We start from the raw sequence: 14,940 nt of genomic DNA, 5'->3' as shown, positions 1-14,940 counted from the left end.
CCTTCGCTGCCGGTCATGAGATCGGGTGAAATTACACGGCCTTTCCGGCAAGCGGACGAACGCTACAGTAAAGGGAAAGTTAAGTCAAGCAGCTGTTCCGGATCCACCTTCGCTCCCCTGATGAAAACCCCGAAGTGCAGGTGAGGACCCGTGGCCCGGCCGGAGGAGCCCACACGGCCCAGGATGTCGCCGCGGTCGACCAGCCGGTGCTCCCTCACAGAGATGGAATCCATGTGGGCGTAAATGGTCAGCAGGCCCCAGCCGTGATCGATAACTACGGTATTGCCGGAAAGGAACAGATCGGCCGCAAGGATCACCTCTCCCCTGTTGGCGGCTGCTATCGGGGTGCCTCTGGGCGCCGCGATATCGATCCCGCTGTGGGGTGAGCGGGGTTTTCCGTTAAGGATGCGCCTGGTGCCGAAACGCGTGGAGATTCTTCCGCTGACAGGCAGGACGAACGGTTTTTCCCAGTAACGTTTCTCCACTCGCTCCGCCAGGACGGACCGAAGCCGGCCCGAATCTTTCCTGACCCTTTCCAACGTATTGCCGGCAAGATCAACCATCCCGGCCGGAAGGGAGAGAGACTGGCTGCCGAATTTCCTGCTTTGAACCTTGAGGTCGCCCACCATCCGGTACGGTGCCGCACGTCCCTTCATGTAAAGGAAAAATTCAACCCTGTTGACAGGGGCGTCCATACCAAGATCGATCCCTACAAGGGCCACGTAGTTTCCGGTGGAGGTCCGGATCAGCGGGAAACGCTCTCCCGACACAACCGCCTCGACCCTGGTGAGAGGTACCGGGGATTTAACTATCATGGGAACGACCGCCCCGGGGCGAACAATGGACGGATCCCAGGTCAGGCGAAAGGTCAGGGCCCTGGCCACGGCGGACGGGAAGGTCAAACCGACCAGGACGACGAAGATTGCCGCTGCTGAAAGGTGAACTTTACGGGCAGTCATGAAGCATGCTAACCTTTTTAAAAGAGGATGCAGGTTCCCACATCAGACCGGACAACCTCGCACAAAGTCCATCAGAACAGGAGGGCGGTTATGTCCCAGCAGACCTTCAACCTTAAGGAGATCATCGAAATGGCCATCCATATCGAGAGGTCGGGGGTGGCTTTTTACCAGCGCCTGAAGGAACAGTCGGGGGACCGCGAGGCCAAAAGCCTGTTTAAGACCCTGGAGGCGGCCGAGCACCAACATATCAGGGACTTCGAAAAGGTCCTGAAGTCCGCGCTGCAAAAGCACGGGAATCTGGAGTACCCGACCTCGAGTCAGGAGCTTCTCTACCTGAGGGCATTTGCCTCCAGAAGGATCTTTCAGAACCCCGATGACGCGGCGGCCAAGGCTGCCTCCACCTCAACTGCCGTTGAAGGGATCGACATGGCCCTGGACTTCGAGTTCCGGTCGGTGACCTTCTTCCAGGAGATGGCCCGGATCATCGAGGATTCCGACGACCGGGCATCAGTTGAAGAGCTGGAACGCCAGGAAAGGGCCCACGTAGCGATGCTCTATGAAATGAAAGGAAAACTGCAAAATACAGTTCCTGGTTCCTAGTTCCTGGTTCCTAGGTGTCAAGCACCAGGCACTAAGCACCAGGCACCCTGCTCTTTTACACCCTTATTTCGATACACCCTTACTTTGATACTTAAGCGACGCCTTCTACGATGATGCTTTCGCTCACGTTCTCCCTGAGTGCCCGCTCGATACCGGCCTTCAACGTCATCTGAGACATGGGGCATCCGGCGCAATGACCGGTCAGCCTGAGTTTAACGAGACCCTCATCGGTTATCTCCACCAGCTCGGCATCTCCACCGTCCGCCTGGAGTGAAACGCGCACCTTGTCCAGGACTTCCTTGATCTTTTCCCTGTCAACCATTTTCTCCTCCTGACATCCCGCCTAAGCGGATATTATACCTCATTTTCGGGCCCGAATCATTCAGACCCGCGCCACCATGTCCAGAAAACGTCCCAAAACCAGGGAACTGGTTAAATGGGCCTTGTCCATGAATTCCTCCGTAGCTTTGATAATACCGGCCGGATCTTCAACCATGGGGCAGCATCCGGCCAGATCCTCCTCGATCCATTCTTTGACCACCTCACCGTTCGCCTCAAGGTGAAACTGGAACCCGTAAACGCTCTCGCCCCACCGGAAAGCCTGGTTGACGCAAGCGCGGGAGGACGCCAGAAGAACGGCCCCGGCGGGAATATCAAAGGTCTCCCCATGCCAGTGAAGGACCGGCAGGATGTCCCCCACCCCGGAAAAAAGAGGATCCATCTTTCCTTCATCGGTCAATGTAACCTCCCCCCAACCCACCTCTTTTTCCCGCCCTGGATATACTCCTGCGCCCAGGGCGGCGGCCAGGAGCTGCGCGCCGAGGCACACACCGAGCGCCGGGAGACGCCGCGCAACGGCCTCGGCCAGGAATGACTTTTCCTTTGCCAGAAAATCCAGATCGTCATTGACGGACATCGGCCCCCCCATGGAGATTACTCCCGTAAACCCGGCGGGTGAAAGGGGTGTCGGATCGCCTTTGTACGGCTCCAGAATCATATACGGCATGCCCCTTCCATCGAGCATCTCCGCGATAAGACCGGGCCCTTCGAAGGGCACATGTTGAAAAATGACTATCATGTCAGATCACCGATTTTATCCCTCAACCAACTTCGCGCCGAGCTCCCTGCAGTTCTGAAGGTCGGCCTCGGTTGGGAAAAGCTGGGCGCGGTATCCCTCCGCCGGGGTTATGTTGACGGTGGACATGTCAGGCTTCCTCGAAAAAGCTCTTATCCGCTCCGCAATCGGGACAGACCCAGTCCTCAGGCACATCGTCAAACGTGGTCCCCGCAGCTACGCCCTCATCGGGGTCCCCGACGGCCGGATCATAAATATATCCACAGACAGTGCAGCGATATTTTTTCATGCCATACCTCCTTGGAGCCGTTGGGTTTCAGGTCGGACTTCCATAATTGATTTGGGCGCCCCTAAATGGGCGCGTTGACGACTTTTTGCGAAATCATCATTATTTAACAGGACGACATTCTTCCTGACGCCGGCCGGCCTGTCAAGATACAATCGTTCCAGATTCACGTTCTCCGGCAACATTTCTCCTTCCGATCCACCTTTCCGCCAACGGCATTACCAGCCGTAGGAAGATGGAACCGAAAACAAGGCGACCGACCACTATCCAGAGCAGGTTGGCTCCCACCGCGGCAAAGACCAGTGAATCCTCGATCAGGGCGTGGCTGGTACCCAGGAAGACGTTGGTGGCCAGGATCTCCCTGGTGGAAATGGAACTTTTTTTGGTCTCGTCAATAATAAGACCAGCACCGTAGGCAAGTCCAAGGACCAACCCTACAGCAGCCACGAACGCCGTCTTGCGATGCAGTCCAAGTGCCCTCATGGGCCATTGGAGAATGCTCATAAACCGGTCCATGAGCCCGAATTCCCGGCTGATCTCCACAAGGACCATCAGGGTGATGACGATAATGGCGATCCGTAAAAGGGACAGCGCGTTTGAGGCCAGGACCTGCCGCAGGCCGGAGACCTCGGAGACCGTCGTTTGTCCCATGACTACCCCGCCATCCGGGATGATCCTCGCGAAGATGAATCCGGCAAGCAGAGCGGCCGAGATCCGGACGGTGACCATCACCGCCGCCGGTGTGCCCGCCCGGCTCTGCACCGCTGTTTCCACGATGAGATTGTGGGCTATGAGAACCATGATAGCCAGGACGGTCATGGATTTTGCCGTCATGGGGATGTTCACCGCGACGGCTATGGCAGCGTAGATGTTGACAACGCCACCGGTAAGCAGGGCGAGGGCAGCCTCTCCCGGAAGGCCGAAAACCTTCATTACGGGGGAGGCCAGATGCGCCAGAAATGCCAGGGCCCCGAGGACCTTGAGCACCTGGACGATGGCCATTGTGGGGACCATGATCCTGAGCAGAAGCCAGGCCGTGGAGAGCCCGGAAACAACCCCCCGCTTCCCGCTGAGAAAAAGCCTGCCCGGGGTTTTTCCTGTCTCCATGTCGGAGGGAAAATCAGGTCGGCTCAACATCGAGCCTTTCCAGGATGGCCAGGATGTCCTTACGTATCCGGCCGGGTGTGGGAGACTGGCTGGTTCTTTTCCCATCTTTCATGATGGTTTTGAGAATGGGCTCGGCCTTGATCCGGCATCTCTCACATATCGGGGCCTCGGCGCCCCTGGCAAGTATTGTGTCCTCCATGCACGTCGGACAGCGGAACAGTTCCTTGCTCCCGGACATCTTTCCCCGCTTGGCGCGAGGTTCCCCTCCCACCTCCACGATATCAAGGGAATAGTCGACAGTGGGCGCAGCGGAGATGGATGTTCCGACCCCATAGGCGTCAACAACATGGTTGAGCCGGACGATGCTTTTTTCATTCAGTCCTCCGCTGGCAAAGAGCTTCACGTGGGAGTATCCCTTCTGATCAAGCTCCCAGCGTACCTCCTGGAAAATCCTCGAAAAATCTCCCCGCCGGGACGATGTCGTGTCGAGCCGCAGGGCGCTGAGTTTCCCGCCGAGCGCGTCGGCCACGGCCAGGGATTCAAATTTCTCGTCCCCGAAGGTGTCCACAAGCGCGACCCGCGGCAGGGCAGGATCGATAATCTCGTCAAAGGCCGTGGCGGCGGCAACCGAATCCCCCATGATGATGACCAGTGCGTGGGGGATCGTCCCCGTTGGGGTGATCCCGAGGACCTCCGCGCTCTTGACGGTAGCCACGCCGCTGCACCCGCCGATGTAGGCATTCCTCTCCACGAGGGGCGCTAAGACAGGGTGCATCCTCCGTGCGCCGAAGCTGACCACGGGCCGGCCGGCGGCGAGTTTTACGCAGCGGGCCGCAGCCGTGACAATTCCGGACGACTGGCACAGGCACCCGAGGATCGCGGTCTCGTAGATGCCGAAATCCAGGTAGTCTCCCTCGATCTCCATGACGGGGAGATAAGGTTTAAAGGGCGTTCCCTCGGCAAGAGCGCGAATGGTCACCGGGTGCCCTTCCATGATTTCCAGAACCTCGTCGAGGCCGGCGAAGAGCGCCCATTGCCAGTTCTCGGGAAAGGACTTGACCATGATCTCCACCCGCACATTCTCGTGGATGCCCCTGGCGTTCAGAATCTGGCGGGTGCGGATGAAGTAGACATCCGTGACCTTGCCTTCGGCGATCTCCTCGGGGGAGGCGATGAGCAGTTTCGGGTGTTTTTTACCCGACATGTCCGGCCTTCCGGATGATCTCGGCATCCATGAGCTTTCCGACCTGGTCCAGCGCGAATGTGTGCTCTTCCACGGTGAGGGCCGCTACGCACTGTTCCGGGATTCTCAGGTTGAACCCTCTCATGAAGGCGTCGCAGGAGGTGAACAGGACACAGATATTGGTGAGGATGCCGGTCAACGTCAATTCCGACACATCCAGGTTCTTGAGTATCCCGTCCAGGTCCGTTTTGAAAAATCCGGAGTACCGGGTCTTGGGAACGACAATATCCCCTTCCTCCGGTGAAAGTTCATCGACTACTTCCGCTCCTTTTGTACCGGACACGCAGTGGGCGGGCCATTTGACGAATTCAGGGTCATCGGGCGCGTGGTTGTCGCATAGGTAGATTACGGGAACACCCCCCTCCCTGGCGGCTTTAATCTCCTCCAGAATGCACGGGATGATATTTCTCCCCGCGGGTACCTCCAGGGGAGCGCCGGGAAGGAGAAAATCGTTGAGCATATCGATGACAAGAAGCGCCCGTTTGGACATGTCGCATCCCCCATGATTGATGGACTTGGTCTTCACTTACTTAACCATTCCAGCAGGCTCTGTCCATGGGCTGTCTTTTACTTCGGCGCCCGAATTACGCCGCCCGCAAACTGGCCGAGCAGGGCACTGATAATAAACAGGGGGATGTAAAGGTAGGAAAAGCCGCCCAGGATGCGCATGGCGATGATGAAGGGAATGATCAGGTGGATCGCGAGGAACCAGTTCACCGAAAACTTTCTGCATCTTACGCGCCAGTACCCAAAGGGAAGCGTTGCGACGAAAGTCAGGACGATCAAAGTCAACAGAAGCCCGGTGGAACCGTATGACAGATCCATGACGGATTCTTGTAGCAGACGGGCATTTGGTGGTCAAGGGGAGTGCTCGACATTGTGACGTCTATCTTCTATGATTTCTTTTCAGTGACCATCAGGCCGGGCGGAATTGCCATGCGCCGGGCGGGGGCAGGGTGCCGGTTTCAGGGAGAAGGTTTGTCGCCATGACCGTAACTCGCAGGATAACGGGAAAAACAAGGGTGCGGCTCGACCGGGCCATTCTGACGGTGGCGGATGGTCCTGACACGGGCCGGGAAACTCAACTCGAGGAGGGCGTCCTGACCATAGGAACCGATTCGGGTTCCGGGTTCTGCCTTACTGATCCTACTGTATCCCGCCGACATGCCGAGATTTCACGCACCAGCGAGGGTTTTTTGCTGCAGGACGTGGGCAGCACCAACGGGACGTTCATAAACGGCGTCAGGATTGATCGCGCCTACCTGCGCGACGGCACGACCATTACCCTGGGAAAAAGCGAAATCGGTTTCCGGCTCAACGAGGAAACTTTCGTGCCGAGCTCATCACGGACCACATGTTTCGGGGAGATGATCGGGCGGGGCAAATCCATGCGGGAGGTATTTTCTCTCCTGGAGCGGCTGTCCGGAAGCGACGTGACGGTCCTGCTCCAGGGTGAGACGGGAACCGGGAAGGAGCTGGCCGCCAGGGGCCTTCACTCATACGGTTCGAGATCGTCCATGCCCTTTGTCGTCTTCAACTGCGCGGCGGTGCCATCGGAACTTATGGAGAGCGAACTGTTCGGATTCGAGAAAGGGGCCTTCACCGGGGCGGATGCCTCCAGGAAAGGCGCTGTGGAGGAGGCGGAAGGGGGAACCCTGTTTCTGGACGAGATCGGCGAACTCTCCCTGTCACTTCAACCGAAGCTCCTCCGCCTTCTGGACCGAAGGGAGTTCAAGCGCTTGGGAGAAGCCGGTGAGAGGCACTCAAACGTCCGTTTCGTGGCGGCCACCAACCGGGACCTCGAGGCTCAGGTCATGGAAGGAACTTTCCGTCAGGACCTCTTTTTCAGGACCTCGGCCGCCCGGGTGAAACTCCCGCCTCTCAGGGAACGCCCGGAAGATGTTCCCGCACTGCTGGAACATTTCCAAGATGAGATCAGCCGGCGCACGGGCAAACGGCTCAGGCTTGCCGAACCGGCCCTGAATATTCTATGCAATCATGCCTGGCCTGGAAACGTCAGGGAACTGAAAAATGTTCTGGAGACGGCCGGGGCGCTGTGCGGCGGGGAAATAATCGGCCCTGGGGATCTGCCGCCCCTTTCCCGTGCGGTTCCCCGGGACGGCGCAGGGAGCATGCGCGACGCCGAGGTCAGAGCGTTAAGGGAGGCCGTGGAGATGGCCGGCGGCAACAAAAGGAAGGCGGCCCGCCTCCTTGGCATAGCCCCGTCAACGCTGTATGCGAAGATGAGGAAGTATAAGATTTAGGGCCATGAGCGTTCTATACTTCCTCGATCTCCTGGGTACAGCCGCCTTTGCCGCATCGGGGGCACTCGCCGGTGTTCAACGAAAGATGGACCTTCTGGGCGTCGTCGTCCTCGCGCTCGTTACTGCCGTGGGAGGTGGAACAATACGGGATCTCCTCCTCGGCGCCGTCCCTCCATTTTGCTTCAAGGACGAAAACTACCTTTACCTCTCCATCGTTGTGGCCCTTCTCATATTCTATTTTCACCACAGCCTTGACTTCGTTCACAGGCCCCTGCTCTATTTTGACGCCCTCGGCCTGGGAACATTCCTCGTTATCGGCACCGGGAAGGCTCTGAAATACGACGCCGGATTCCTGGTTGCCGTTATGATGGGGGTCATGACCGCGACGGCCGGCGGAGTTGTCAGGGACGTCCTGTCCGATCAGGTGCCGTTTATCCTGCAAAAGGAGATCTACGCCACCGCCTGCGTATTCGGAGGCATCCTTTACTACATCCTGTACCGTTTTGGGGTGAACGAATCCCTCACCGCCGTGATCTCGGCCCTCGTCGTTGTCGTCATCCGCGTAATAGCCATCCACAGGCACTGGTCCCTGCCGGTGGCCAGAATCGACTAACGGCAGGCCGCGCGGATGCGGCGCAATCCAGCTTGTCGAAGGGCGCCTTGCTTGCCACCCGAAGCTTTATGCGAAGGGCGGAGCGAGTCACGTTTCCGGGGTGACAAACGAGCGTGAGAAAACAGATTCCACATCAGGTACGCATTTCCAGGATGAACTATTATTATAACCTGGTTGGGGATTGCAACGGAAATATAACGGTGCCTTATTCCTTATCAGGGCCCGCAACACCGAGATGGCGATCGGCGAGAAACCAGACAAAGGGTACAGCAAGGAATGAGAGGGAAAACATCACACGGAAGGTGTTATCCAGGCCGAAATGGTCGCCTCCCCACCCCACAGCGACCGCCGTCAGGGAACTTGAAAGGAAACTGATGGTCATATAGATACTGTTGATAAAGGCCGGTCGGTCCGACCGGGCATCCTGTACCAGGGCCAAAACCACTGGAGCAGCGGAAAAGAGGGAAAACCCCAGGACCAACAGAACCGCGATGGAAACCCACCCATGGGTCAGGAGGAATACCCATCCCAGGACCGGGGATACGATGGACACAGCGAGAAGCAGTTTTTTTCGGCCCACTCTATCCGAAAGCCCGCCGCCGTAAAAAGTTCCGATAGCGCCGGTCACCTCGAGAACGGAAAGCGAAATTCCGGCAAACCACAGATCCTCCCCCCTGCCGGTAAGGTAGGTGGGCAGGAAGATCATCAGGGTGAAGCGCATCAGTGACATGAACAGAGTGTAGCCCGCCAGTATTCCAAAAAACGGGAGAAAATCCCTCAGAGTGTGACGTATGCCGGATAGCCCGGATATGGGCGAGACCGACTCTCGAATCACCATCTTCCTGAACCGGAAAAAGAGAATCGCGGACGCCGTCAGCCCGAAGGGGATGAGCTTCCAGGTCCCATCCAGTCCCCATAGCGACACGGCGCCCAGGATAACCAATGGCCCGATGCTCCGTGCCGCCTCGCCGCCCAGCATGAAGTAGCCCATTCCCTGGCCCACCCGTTTCCCCGAAACAGTCTTTATCATCACGGGCCCGGGCACATGAAAACACATGGCCCCGACGCCCATCGCCAGCAGAAGAACCACCAGTACGCCGTAATTGGGGGCCAGCCCCAGCAGGGACATGGAAACGGAAGTGATGGCGGGCGCCAGAATCAAAAGGTAGCGAATATGGATGCGGTCGGCCAGCAGGCCCAACAGCGGATTGAACAGAGACGGAGCGCGCTGTGCGACGGTGAGCAGGCCGGCCATGGTGTACGAAAGCCCGAACCTGGCGATAAGAAGGGGAAGGATTGGCGCGAGGAAGGACGAATAGATATCGTGCACCAGGTGCGTCGTGCTGATCAGGACGACATTGCCCAGCTGAAAACCATTGTCTTTTCTGTTCTCTTCTTTATTGCTTACCATGTTTTCATTCAAATTTGCCGGCCTTTCATACTGATATTCATAACTGAAGGCAAAGAGGATTTTGGACTCTCTTGTAATAACAAAAAGTGCGCACTGATGCGACTGGGTTTTCTGTGAGAAAACTATTGAAAGGCTTGGGGTCGCAGCGGGAATTGTATCGTAGTTGATATGGTTAGTAGAATATCCTTCAGATCATAATTCAATCTGCATCCCCAGTTCGACCACTCTGTTCGGAGGAAGATCGAAATAGCTGGTGGCACTTGGGGCGTTACGTGACATCAGTTTGAAAAGATGCTCCCGCCAGGCAAGCATGCCCGGTTTGTCTGAAGGGATAATGGTCTCGCTCCCGAGGAAGAAAGTCGTTTCCATCATCAGGAAAGATTCATCCCCGACCTCGATCTCATTGAGAACTTTCGGCAAATTCGGCTCATCCATGAAACCATAGTGTACCACCAGCAGGTAGAGCCCCTCACCGACATTTTCCGTCTCGCAGCGCTGCGCTTTCGGTACATGGGGTACATCCTCTGTGACGACAGACAGGATGACTATGCGGCGATGCAGCACCTGGTTGTGCTTAAGGTTGTGCAGTAACGCCGGGGGGGCAATGTGCAGGTTGCCGGTCATGAACACGGCTGTTCCGCTAACCCTTTGGCATGAAGAGGACTGGATCCAGGCCAGAAACCTGTCGATCGACATTGCTTCTTCACGCAGCCGCTTGGCAAGGATACTCCGTCCGGTTTTCCATGTTGACATCAAGGTGAAAACCACGATCGCTACCAGCAAGGGGAACCAGCCGCCATGCAGGATCTTGGCGGAGTTGGCTCCAAAAAATGCGATATCAAATACCAGGAATCCGCCGCAGAGCATTAATGCCCCCTTAATCGACCAGTGAAAATGTTCCCGGACCACAAAGAAAAACAGCAGCGTGGTGATCACCATGTCGGTTGATACTGAAAAACCATAGGCGGCAGCCAAGTTGCTTGCAGAACCAAAACCGATAACCAATCCGATACAGCTGAACATCAATATCCAGTTGATTGCCGGCACATAGATCTGGCCCGATTCCCTGGACGAAGTGTGAATCACCGTCAACCTCGGGCTGAAGCCGAGCTGTACCGCTTGCGACGTAATTGAAAAAGCACCGGAAATAACGGCTTGAGAAGCAATGATCGTGGCGAACGTGGCAAGCACTACCAGCGGAATCAGGGCCCAGTCCGGGGCGAGGTGATAGAAGGGGTTTTCCAGGACCTCGGGCCTCGCCAGCAGCAAAGCTCCCTGGCCGAAATAGTTGATAACCAGTGAGGGCAGGACCAGCGTGAACCAGACCAGGCGGATCGGTTTCACACCGAAATGGCCTATGTCGGCATATAGGGCCTCACCACCTGTGACCACAAGAAAAACTGCGCTTAGAACCAAAAATGCCGGCCAGCCATTATGTACCATAAAACGAAAAGCGTAATGTGGGCTTACAGCGGTCAGGATCGCCGGATATCTGATGATCTGTTGAATACCGAGAACAGCCAGGACCAGGAACCAGATCAGGGTCACCGGTCCAAAGATCGCTCCGACCTTTCCCGTACCACGATGCTGAAATAAAAACAGGATGACAAGAACTATTACCGTCAGTGGGATGATAAAGGGAGAAACCGCCGGAGTCGCGATCTTCAAGCCTTCAATTGCCGACAGGACTGAGATTGCAGGGGTGATCATGCCGTCACCGTAAAGCAGCGCCGCGCCAAATAATCCAAGGATGATCAAGTATTTGCGGTTCCCCTGGTTCTGTGTTTTTTGATGCAGAAGCAAGGCCGTCAGCGCCATGATACCGCCCTCTCCCTGGTTGTCGGCACGCAGGATGAAGCTGAGATATTTGATTGAGATGACCAGGATGAGCGCCCAGAAAATCAGAGAGAGGATACCCAGGATATTATCCTGAGTCGGTAAAAGACCGTGAGTAACATTAAAACACTCTTTCAGGGCGTAAAGAGGGCTGGTTCCGATATCGCCGAAAACTACGCCAAGGGCTGTCAAGGAGAGGGCCGCTAGGGTGCTGTTTTCGCCCTGGGAAGCGTGGCCTTGATCGGGAACCGGATTTCCCGCCTGTTTCATACTGGATCATCCTTGTCGTTGTTACTGAGCCACATGTCATTACTATGCGCCGGCAAGGCAGGTCAATAAATAACACGGACTAACATTGGCAGGCCCTGATCATATCATGAAACCGTTTCACTCCCCGACCCTTTATGCGGTGTTCCCGTTTCATCGCCGCATTGCGGGTGGAGTGTTCTTCGCTCCATATCAATATCCAGGGACCGGCAAATCGGCGAGTAGTCGCATCGGGACGATACTCAGGATCGTTGTGTTGGCGAAGCCGCTGTTCCAGGTTCTTGGTCTGCCCGCAGTAATAGCGGTCGCTGGATAAACTTTGAAGGATGTAGACATAGTAGGTCATAATTAGTCCCCCGGTAGCTCAGTCGGTGATCAAAGATAGAAACCACTTTGTCGTTGGTTCCCATGCCCGGGTATATGCAAAAAGAAAGCCCAGTTACGATCATAGCGTAACTGGGCTTTTGTAAGTGGCTCCCCGGGCCGGACTCGAACCAGCGACAAGGTGGTTAACAGCCACCCGCTCTACCGACTGAGCTACCGGGGAATATTGAGGTCAAAACTAATAGCAGAATGCCTGTTCCCTGTCAATTTTTCCATGGCTCCAGGTGCTTAACACCTAAACTTTTTGGGTTTGATTCATCCAGCTAATGTGTACCTTTGTTATTATTTTACTGTCATTGCGAGGAGCATCGAGGCGAGGCATTGCTGGGATCTACCATTGGATTTTGGTCAGGTGACAGCCCACTTCCGAAGTAGTAAACTTTTCCCATGACGGAGGTGCTGATGGCTGATTGGCTCAACCCGAGAAATGTTCCGATCTCTTTTTGAGGGGGTAAACTGTGGGGTCAATTCCACCCTTCGCCAAGGCTTCGGGTGACAGGAGGTTACGGCTGGCAGGCTCTTCTTTCACACTTTTCGCAAATCTGAGGGGGAGCTCTTCTACACGGTATCAAGAATGGAATCGAGTTCTGTCAGGAGCTGAGGAACGTTGCTTTGCAACGCTTCCCAGAGGATATCCATATCCACGAAATCGTAACCGTGGATGAGGCGGTTTCGCATTCCAACGATTTTCGGCCACGGGATGTGCGCATACTCGGTTTGGACTTCAACAGGGATATGACTGGCAGCTTCCCCTATCAGTTCGACCAGGTGAGTGACAGCAAGACGAAGAACCTCGTTCTTTTCGAGATCCCCTTTGCTTTTACCCTCTGTGAGTGCGACTGCCTTGCGGGCGAAATCCCGCATGTGTCTGAGCCTGACTAATGGGTCACGCCTGGACATACTGCACCTTGGCCTCATTCATGACGTTTTCCCGAAAATATTTGCTCAGGCTTCTCGGAGTATTGATCTCGACCTTCCTTCCCCCAAAGATCGACGAAAGTTCCATTTCCAGGTCGTAAAGTTCAAATAACCCAACTTTGGCATCCTGGGAGAACTCCACCAGCACATCAATATCGCTCTCCGGACCGAAATCATCTCGCAGAACGGAACCGAACAGTGACAGTTTCCGGATCTTATGCTGCCTGCAGAACGTGGCGATCTGCTCTTTTCTGGTGAGGCTCGGGGTCCTTGCATCCATATTTTGAAGAATACTCAAGTCATCAACAATTGGCAAGTCGACTTGCGTTGCTGGGGTCATGCCGGGAATTTGGCAATAGCCATTTGGCAATAGCCATACCCAAAGCAAGTTGATAATACCTTCCATATGCCAAGAAAACACCGCCTCGAATTCCCCGGCGCTATCTATCACATCAACCACAGAGGAAACCACCAGGAGTATATCTACCGGGACAATGACGACCGAAAGCTTTTCCTGAAGTTACTCAAAACCACGATCCTAAGGATGAACTGGATCTGTCACGCCTACTGCCTCATGGACAACCATTACCATCTTCTCATCGAGATCCCCGAGGGCATCCTATCTAGGGGCATGGCGACGACATCCTTTCCTGTCTCAGTACCGATCGCCGGAACGCCCAGCTTTTTTTCCAGGAACTCGTTGACATGGACTTAAAGAAAAATGACGATCAGGTCATCAGCCTGTTTCAGAAAGTATATACCGGGGAAAGAGAACCTGTATTTTCAAGGAGAATACAAACTGATCATATCAAGAACTGCCATATTCCCGGTCTGACCCCCGTCTTTGCCCTGTCTGGTGTTTCCCATGCATCGTAGATCAGGTCCTGGGCTGCAAATTCATCTGACATTTCATACCCCCTTTATCCGGTCCGGCGATGATATTAAACCTCAAGTGCAAATCCAACTACACCCGCAACCTCATTTTCAGGTCCGCGGGGACGGTGAACACCAACTTCTTTCCCGCCTTCCCCTGCTCCAGGAGTCCCTGCTTCGAGAGACTGAGCAGATCCCATCGCGCTGTGGCATAGGCCACATTGGGTTTCCAGGGGTCGAACCTCATATACTCAGGTTTTTGGTCCTTTTTGTTGACCCCGGACCTCCGCCAAAAAAACCGCCCTCAATTTCGGGAGGTAGTGTCCAGAATTTTTCGCACATTTTATTTCGGACGTTTCGATCTGGTTGCTCCTTAAGCTCAGGCGGCTGGCGTCATCTCGGCCTCAAATAGCCTCTCCATCCTGAGATATCGTTTCAATCCCCATCGAGTCCCGGCAATGTGCCTGAGCCGTGCCGCCACCAGCATCAGGGCCGAGTTGCCGTCCGGGAAGGCACCAACGACTCTGGTACGTCGTCTGATCTCGCGCATGATCCTTTCCAGTGGATTGTTGGTCCGAATCCTGCGCCAATGCTCCGAAGGAAAGTTATAGTAGGTCAGGGTCTCATCAATGTCTTCACGAACCATTCTGGCAGCTTTTGGCAATTTCATCTCTTCCAGCTTTGCCACAACATTCTTGGCCTTGGCAAGCGCCTCGGCGCGATTCTCCTGGGCATGTATCGCTTTGAGCATCGCCGCGACCTCCTTCACCTTGCCCTTGGGAACGACCGTAAACACGTTGCGGTAATAATGAACCACACACCGCTGCCACAAAGTGTCCGGGTAGAACTCACCCAACGACTCGACCAGACCAATGCACTTGTCACTGGTGAACATCCGTACCCCTTTTAATCCACGCTCCTTAAGGTGCCGGGTGAAGTTGCTCCAGCTCTTCTTGTCCTCCTTGGCTCCCTCGGCAACGCCCAAAGCTTCCCGATACCCGTCCTGGTTTACACCGAAGGCCACAAGAACCGATACGTTGCGAATCTCCCCGCCCCAGCTGCGCTTGAGCAAAATACCGTCCATGTACACGTAGGGATGTTCTC

At 55.5% G+C, this 14,940-nt stretch carries 19 protein-coding genes and 1 tRNA gene; 5 read left to right on the top strand and 15 right to left on the bottom strand.

From position 1 onward, the window contains the following. Positions 1-62: 62 nt before the first annotated feature. Positions 63-959 (bottom strand): M23 family metallopeptidase, encoded by an 897-nt coding sequence (locus GXP52_04940; GenBank protein NOY86627.1) that lies wholly within the window; start codon positions 957-959, stop codon positions 63-65. Between the two features lie 90 nt (positions 960-1,049). Between GXP52_04940 and GXP52_04935 the strand changes: the two genes are divergently transcribed. Continuing rightward, positions 1,050-1,559 (top strand): ferritin family protein, encoded by a 510-nt coding sequence (locus GXP52_04935; GenBank protein NOY86626.1) that lies wholly within the window; start codon positions 1,050-1,052, stop codon positions 1,557-1,559. 91 nt (positions 1,560-1,650) lie between these two features. On the opposite strand, the gene GXP52_04930 is transcribed toward GXP52_04935, so the two are convergent. The 7 genes from GXP52_04930 to GXP52_04900 all read right to left on the bottom strand — a co-directional run bounded on the left by GXP52_04930 (position 1,651) and on the right by GXP52_04900 (position 6,095). Beyond that, positions 1,651-1,881 carry a NifU family protein gene (locus GXP52_04930; protein ID NOY86625.1) on the bottom strand — a complete coding sequence of 77 codons (231 nt, stop codon included), beginning with the start codon at positions 1,879-1,881 and terminating at the stop codon, positions 1,651-1,653. A gap of 60 nt (positions 1,882-1,941) precedes the next feature. After that, positions 1,942-2,637 carry a type 1 glutamine amidotransferase gene (locus GXP52_04925; GenBank protein NOY86624.1) on the bottom strand — a complete coding sequence of 232 codons (696 nt, stop codon included), beginning with the start codon at positions 2,635-2,637 and terminating at the stop codon, positions 1,942-1,944. A gap of 127 nt (positions 2,638-2,764) precedes the next feature. Further along, positions 2,765-2,923, bottom strand: coding sequence for a rubredoxin (locus GXP52_04920; GenBank protein NOY86623.1), 159 nt, complete (start codon positions 2,921-2,923; stop codon positions 2,765-2,767). Between the two features lie 141 nt (positions 2,924-3,064). After that, positions 3,065-4,057, bottom strand: a complete 993-nt coding sequence (locus tag GXP52_04915; GenBank protein ID NOY86622.1) for a hypothetical protein — start codon at positions 4,055-4,057, stop codon at positions 3,065-3,067. Continuing rightward, positions 4,041-5,231, bottom strand: a complete 1,191-nt coding sequence (locus GXP52_04910) for a nicotinate phosphoribosyltransferase (protein NOY86621.1) — start codon at positions 5,229-5,231, stop codon at positions 4,041-4,043. The genes GXP52_04915 and GXP52_04910 overlap by 17 nt, the downstream gene beginning before the upstream one ends. Next, positions 5,221-5,760, bottom strand: coding sequence for a cysteine hydrolase (locus tag GXP52_04905; GenBank protein ID NOY86620.1), 540 nt, complete (start codon positions 5,758-5,760; stop codon positions 5,221-5,223). Before GXP52_04905 ends, GXP52_04910 begins: the two co-directional genes overlap by 11 nt. A 77-nt stretch (positions 5,761-5,837) precedes the next feature. Beyond that, entirely contained in the window at positions 5,838-6,095 is a 258-nt protein-coding gene (locus GXP52_04900; GenBank protein ID NOY86619.1) for a hypothetical protein, read from the bottom strand. A gap of 161 nt (positions 6,096-6,256) precedes the next feature. Between GXP52_04900 and GXP52_04895 the strand changes: the two genes are divergently transcribed. Further along, positions 6,257-7,534 carry an FHA domain-containing protein gene (locus GXP52_04895; protein NOY86618.1) on the top strand — a complete coding sequence of 426 codons (1,278 nt, stop codon included), beginning with the start codon at positions 6,257-6,259 and terminating at the stop codon, positions 7,532-7,534. A 4-nt stretch (positions 7,535-7,538) separates the two neighbouring features. Then, positions 7,539-8,147, top strand: coding sequence for a trimeric intracellular cation channel family protein (locus tag GXP52_04890; protein ID NOY86617.1), 609 nt, complete (start codon positions 7,539-7,541; stop codon positions 8,145-8,147). Between the two features lie 205 nt (positions 8,148-8,352). Here the strand turns inward: GXP52_04890 and GXP52_04885 are convergent, their stop codons facing one another. The 6 genes from GXP52_04885 to GXP52_04860 form a co-directional block, all read right to left on the bottom strand. After that, positions 8,353-9,558 (bottom strand): MFS transporter, encoded by a 1,206-nt coding sequence (locus GXP52_04885; GenBank protein ID NOY86616.1) that lies wholly within the window; start codon positions 9,556-9,558, stop codon positions 8,353-8,355. A 192-nt stretch (positions 9,559-9,750) separates the two neighbouring features. Then, positions 9,751-11,664: a potassium transporter Kup gene (locus GXP52_04880; protein NOY86615.1), complete on the bottom strand. Its 1,914-nt coding sequence runs from the start codon at positions 11,662-11,664 to the stop codon at positions 9,751-9,753. Positions 11,665-11,743: 79 nt separating this feature from the next. After that, positions 11,744-12,007, bottom strand: a complete 264-nt coding sequence (locus GXP52_04875) for a GIY-YIG nuclease family protein (GenBank protein ID NOY86614.1) — start codon at positions 12,005-12,007, stop codon at positions 11,744-11,746. A 125-nt stretch (positions 12,008-12,132) separates the two neighbouring features. Further along, positions 12,133-12,208, bottom strand: a tRNA-Asn gene (locus GXP52_04870). Between the two features lie 395 nt (positions 12,209-12,603). Then, positions 12,604-12,945 (bottom strand): DUF86 domain-containing protein, encoded by a 342-nt coding sequence (locus tag GXP52_04865; protein ID NOY86613.1) that lies wholly within the window; start codon positions 12,943-12,945, stop codon positions 12,604-12,606. After that, positions 12,932-13,243 carry a nucleotidyltransferase family protein gene (locus tag GXP52_04860; GenBank protein NOY86612.1) on the bottom strand — a complete coding sequence of 104 codons (312 nt, stop codon included), beginning with the start codon at positions 13,241-13,243 and terminating at the stop codon, positions 12,932-12,934. Before GXP52_04860 ends, GXP52_04865 begins: the two co-directional genes overlap by 14 nt. Before the next feature lie 126 nt (positions 13,244-13,369). Here GXP52_04860 and GXP52_04855 point away from each other — a divergent pair, with 126 nt between their 5' ends. Both GXP52_04855 and GXP52_04850 read left to right on the top strand, forming a co-directional pair. Further along, on the top strand, positions 13,370-13,678 hold the full coding sequence (locus tag GXP52_04855; protein ID NOY86611.1) for a hypothetical protein: 309 nt from the start codon (positions 13,370-13,372) through the stop codon (positions 13,676-13,678). Continuing rightward, positions 13,669-13,839, top strand: a complete 171-nt coding sequence (locus GXP52_04850; protein NOY86610.1) for a hypothetical protein — start codon at positions 13,669-13,671, stop codon at positions 13,837-13,839. The genes GXP52_04855 and GXP52_04850 overlap by 10 nt, the downstream gene beginning before the upstream one ends. A gap of 376 nt (positions 13,840-14,215) precedes the next feature. On the opposite strand, the gene GXP52_04845 is transcribed toward GXP52_04850, so the two are convergent. Next, positions 14,216-14,940, bottom strand: a 725-nt coding sequence (locus GXP52_04845) for an IS256 family transposase (GenBank protein ID NOY86609.1), incomplete at its 5' end; no start/stop codon positions are given.

It is taken from the genome of Deltaproteobacteria bacterium, from assembly GCA_013151915.1.
Taxonomy (GTDB): Bacteria; BMS3Abin14; BMS3Abin14; order BMS3Abin14; family BMS3Abin14; genus BMS3ABIN14.
The sequence above is the reverse complement of the archived record's forward strand: the minus strand, read 5'-3'. Positions and strand labels throughout refer to the sequence as shown.

What these genes read in the sequence shown, in the direction of transcription:
- GXP52_04940 (NOY86627.1), bottom strand. Translation starts at nt 959, where the DNA reads ATGACTGCCCGTAAAGTTCACCTTTCAGCAGCGGCAATCTTCGTCGTC.
- GXP52_04935 (NOY86626.1), top strand. Translation starts at nt 1,050, where the DNA reads ATGTCCCAGCAGACCTTCAACCTTAAGGAGATCATCGAAATGGCCATC.
- GXP52_04930 (NOY86625.1), bottom strand. Translation starts at nt 1,881, where the DNA reads ATGGTTGACAGGGAAAAGATCAAGGAAGTCCTGGACAAGGTGCGCGTT.
- GXP52_04925 (NOY86624.1), bottom strand. Translation starts at nt 2,637, where the DNA reads ATGATAGTCATTTTTCAACATGTGCCCTTCGAAGGGCCCGGTCTTATC.
- GXP52_04920 (NOY86623.1), bottom strand. Translation starts at nt 2,923, where the DNA reads ATGAAAAAATATCGCTGCACTGTCTGTGGATATATTTATGATCCGGCC.
- GXP52_04915 (NOY86622.1), bottom strand. Translation starts at nt 4,057, where the DNA reads ATGTTGAGCCGACCTGATTTTCCCTCCGACATGGAGACAGGAAAAACC.
- GXP52_04910 (NOY86621.1), bottom strand. Translation starts at nt 5,231, where the DNA reads ATGTCGGGTAAAAAACACCCGAAACTGCTCATCGCCTCCCCCGAGGAG.
- GXP52_04905 (NOY86620.1), bottom strand. Translation starts at nt 5,760, where the DNA reads ATGTCCAAACGGGCGCTTCTTGTCATCGATATGCTCAACGATTTTCTC.
- GXP52_04900 (NOY86619.1), bottom strand. Translation starts at nt 6,095, where the DNA reads ATGGATCTGTCATACGGTTCCACCGGGCTTCTGTTGACTTTGATCGTC.
- GXP52_04895 (NOY86618.1), top strand. Translation starts at nt 6,257, where the DNA reads ATGACCGTAACTCGCAGGATAACGGGAAAAACAAGGGTGCGGCTCGAC.
- GXP52_04890 (NOY86617.1), top strand. Translation starts at nt 7,539, where the DNA reads ATGAGCGTTCTATACTTCCTCGATCTCCTGGGTACAGCCGCCTTTGCC.
- GXP52_04885 (NOY86616.1), bottom strand. Translation starts at nt 9,558, where the DNA reads ATGGTAAGCAATAAAGAAGAGAACAGAAAAGACAATGGTTTTCAGCTG.
- GXP52_04880 (NOY86615.1), bottom strand. Translation starts at nt 11,664, where the DNA reads ATGAAACAGGCGGGAAATCCGGTTCCCGATCAAGGCCACGCTTCCCAG.
- GXP52_04875 (NOY86614.1), bottom strand. Translation starts at nt 12,007, where the DNA reads ATGACCTACTATGTCTACATCCTTCAAAGTTTATCCAGCGACCGCTAT.
- GXP52_04865 (NOY86613.1), bottom strand. Translation starts at nt 12,945, where the DNA reads ATGTCCAGGCGTGACCCATTAGTCAGGCTCAGACACATGCGGGATTTC.
- GXP52_04860 (NOY86612.1), bottom strand. Translation starts at nt 13,243, where the DNA reads ATGGATGCAAGGACCCCGAGCCTCACCAGAAAAGAGCAGATCGCCACG.
- GXP52_04855 (NOY86611.1), top strand. Translation starts at nt 13,370, where the DNA reads ATGCCAAGAAAACACCGCCTCGAATTCCCCGGCGCTATCTATCACATC.
- GXP52_04850 (NOY86610.1), top strand. Translation starts at nt 13,669, where the DNA reads ATGGACTTAAAGAAAAATGACGATCAGGTCATCAGCCTGTTTCAGAAA.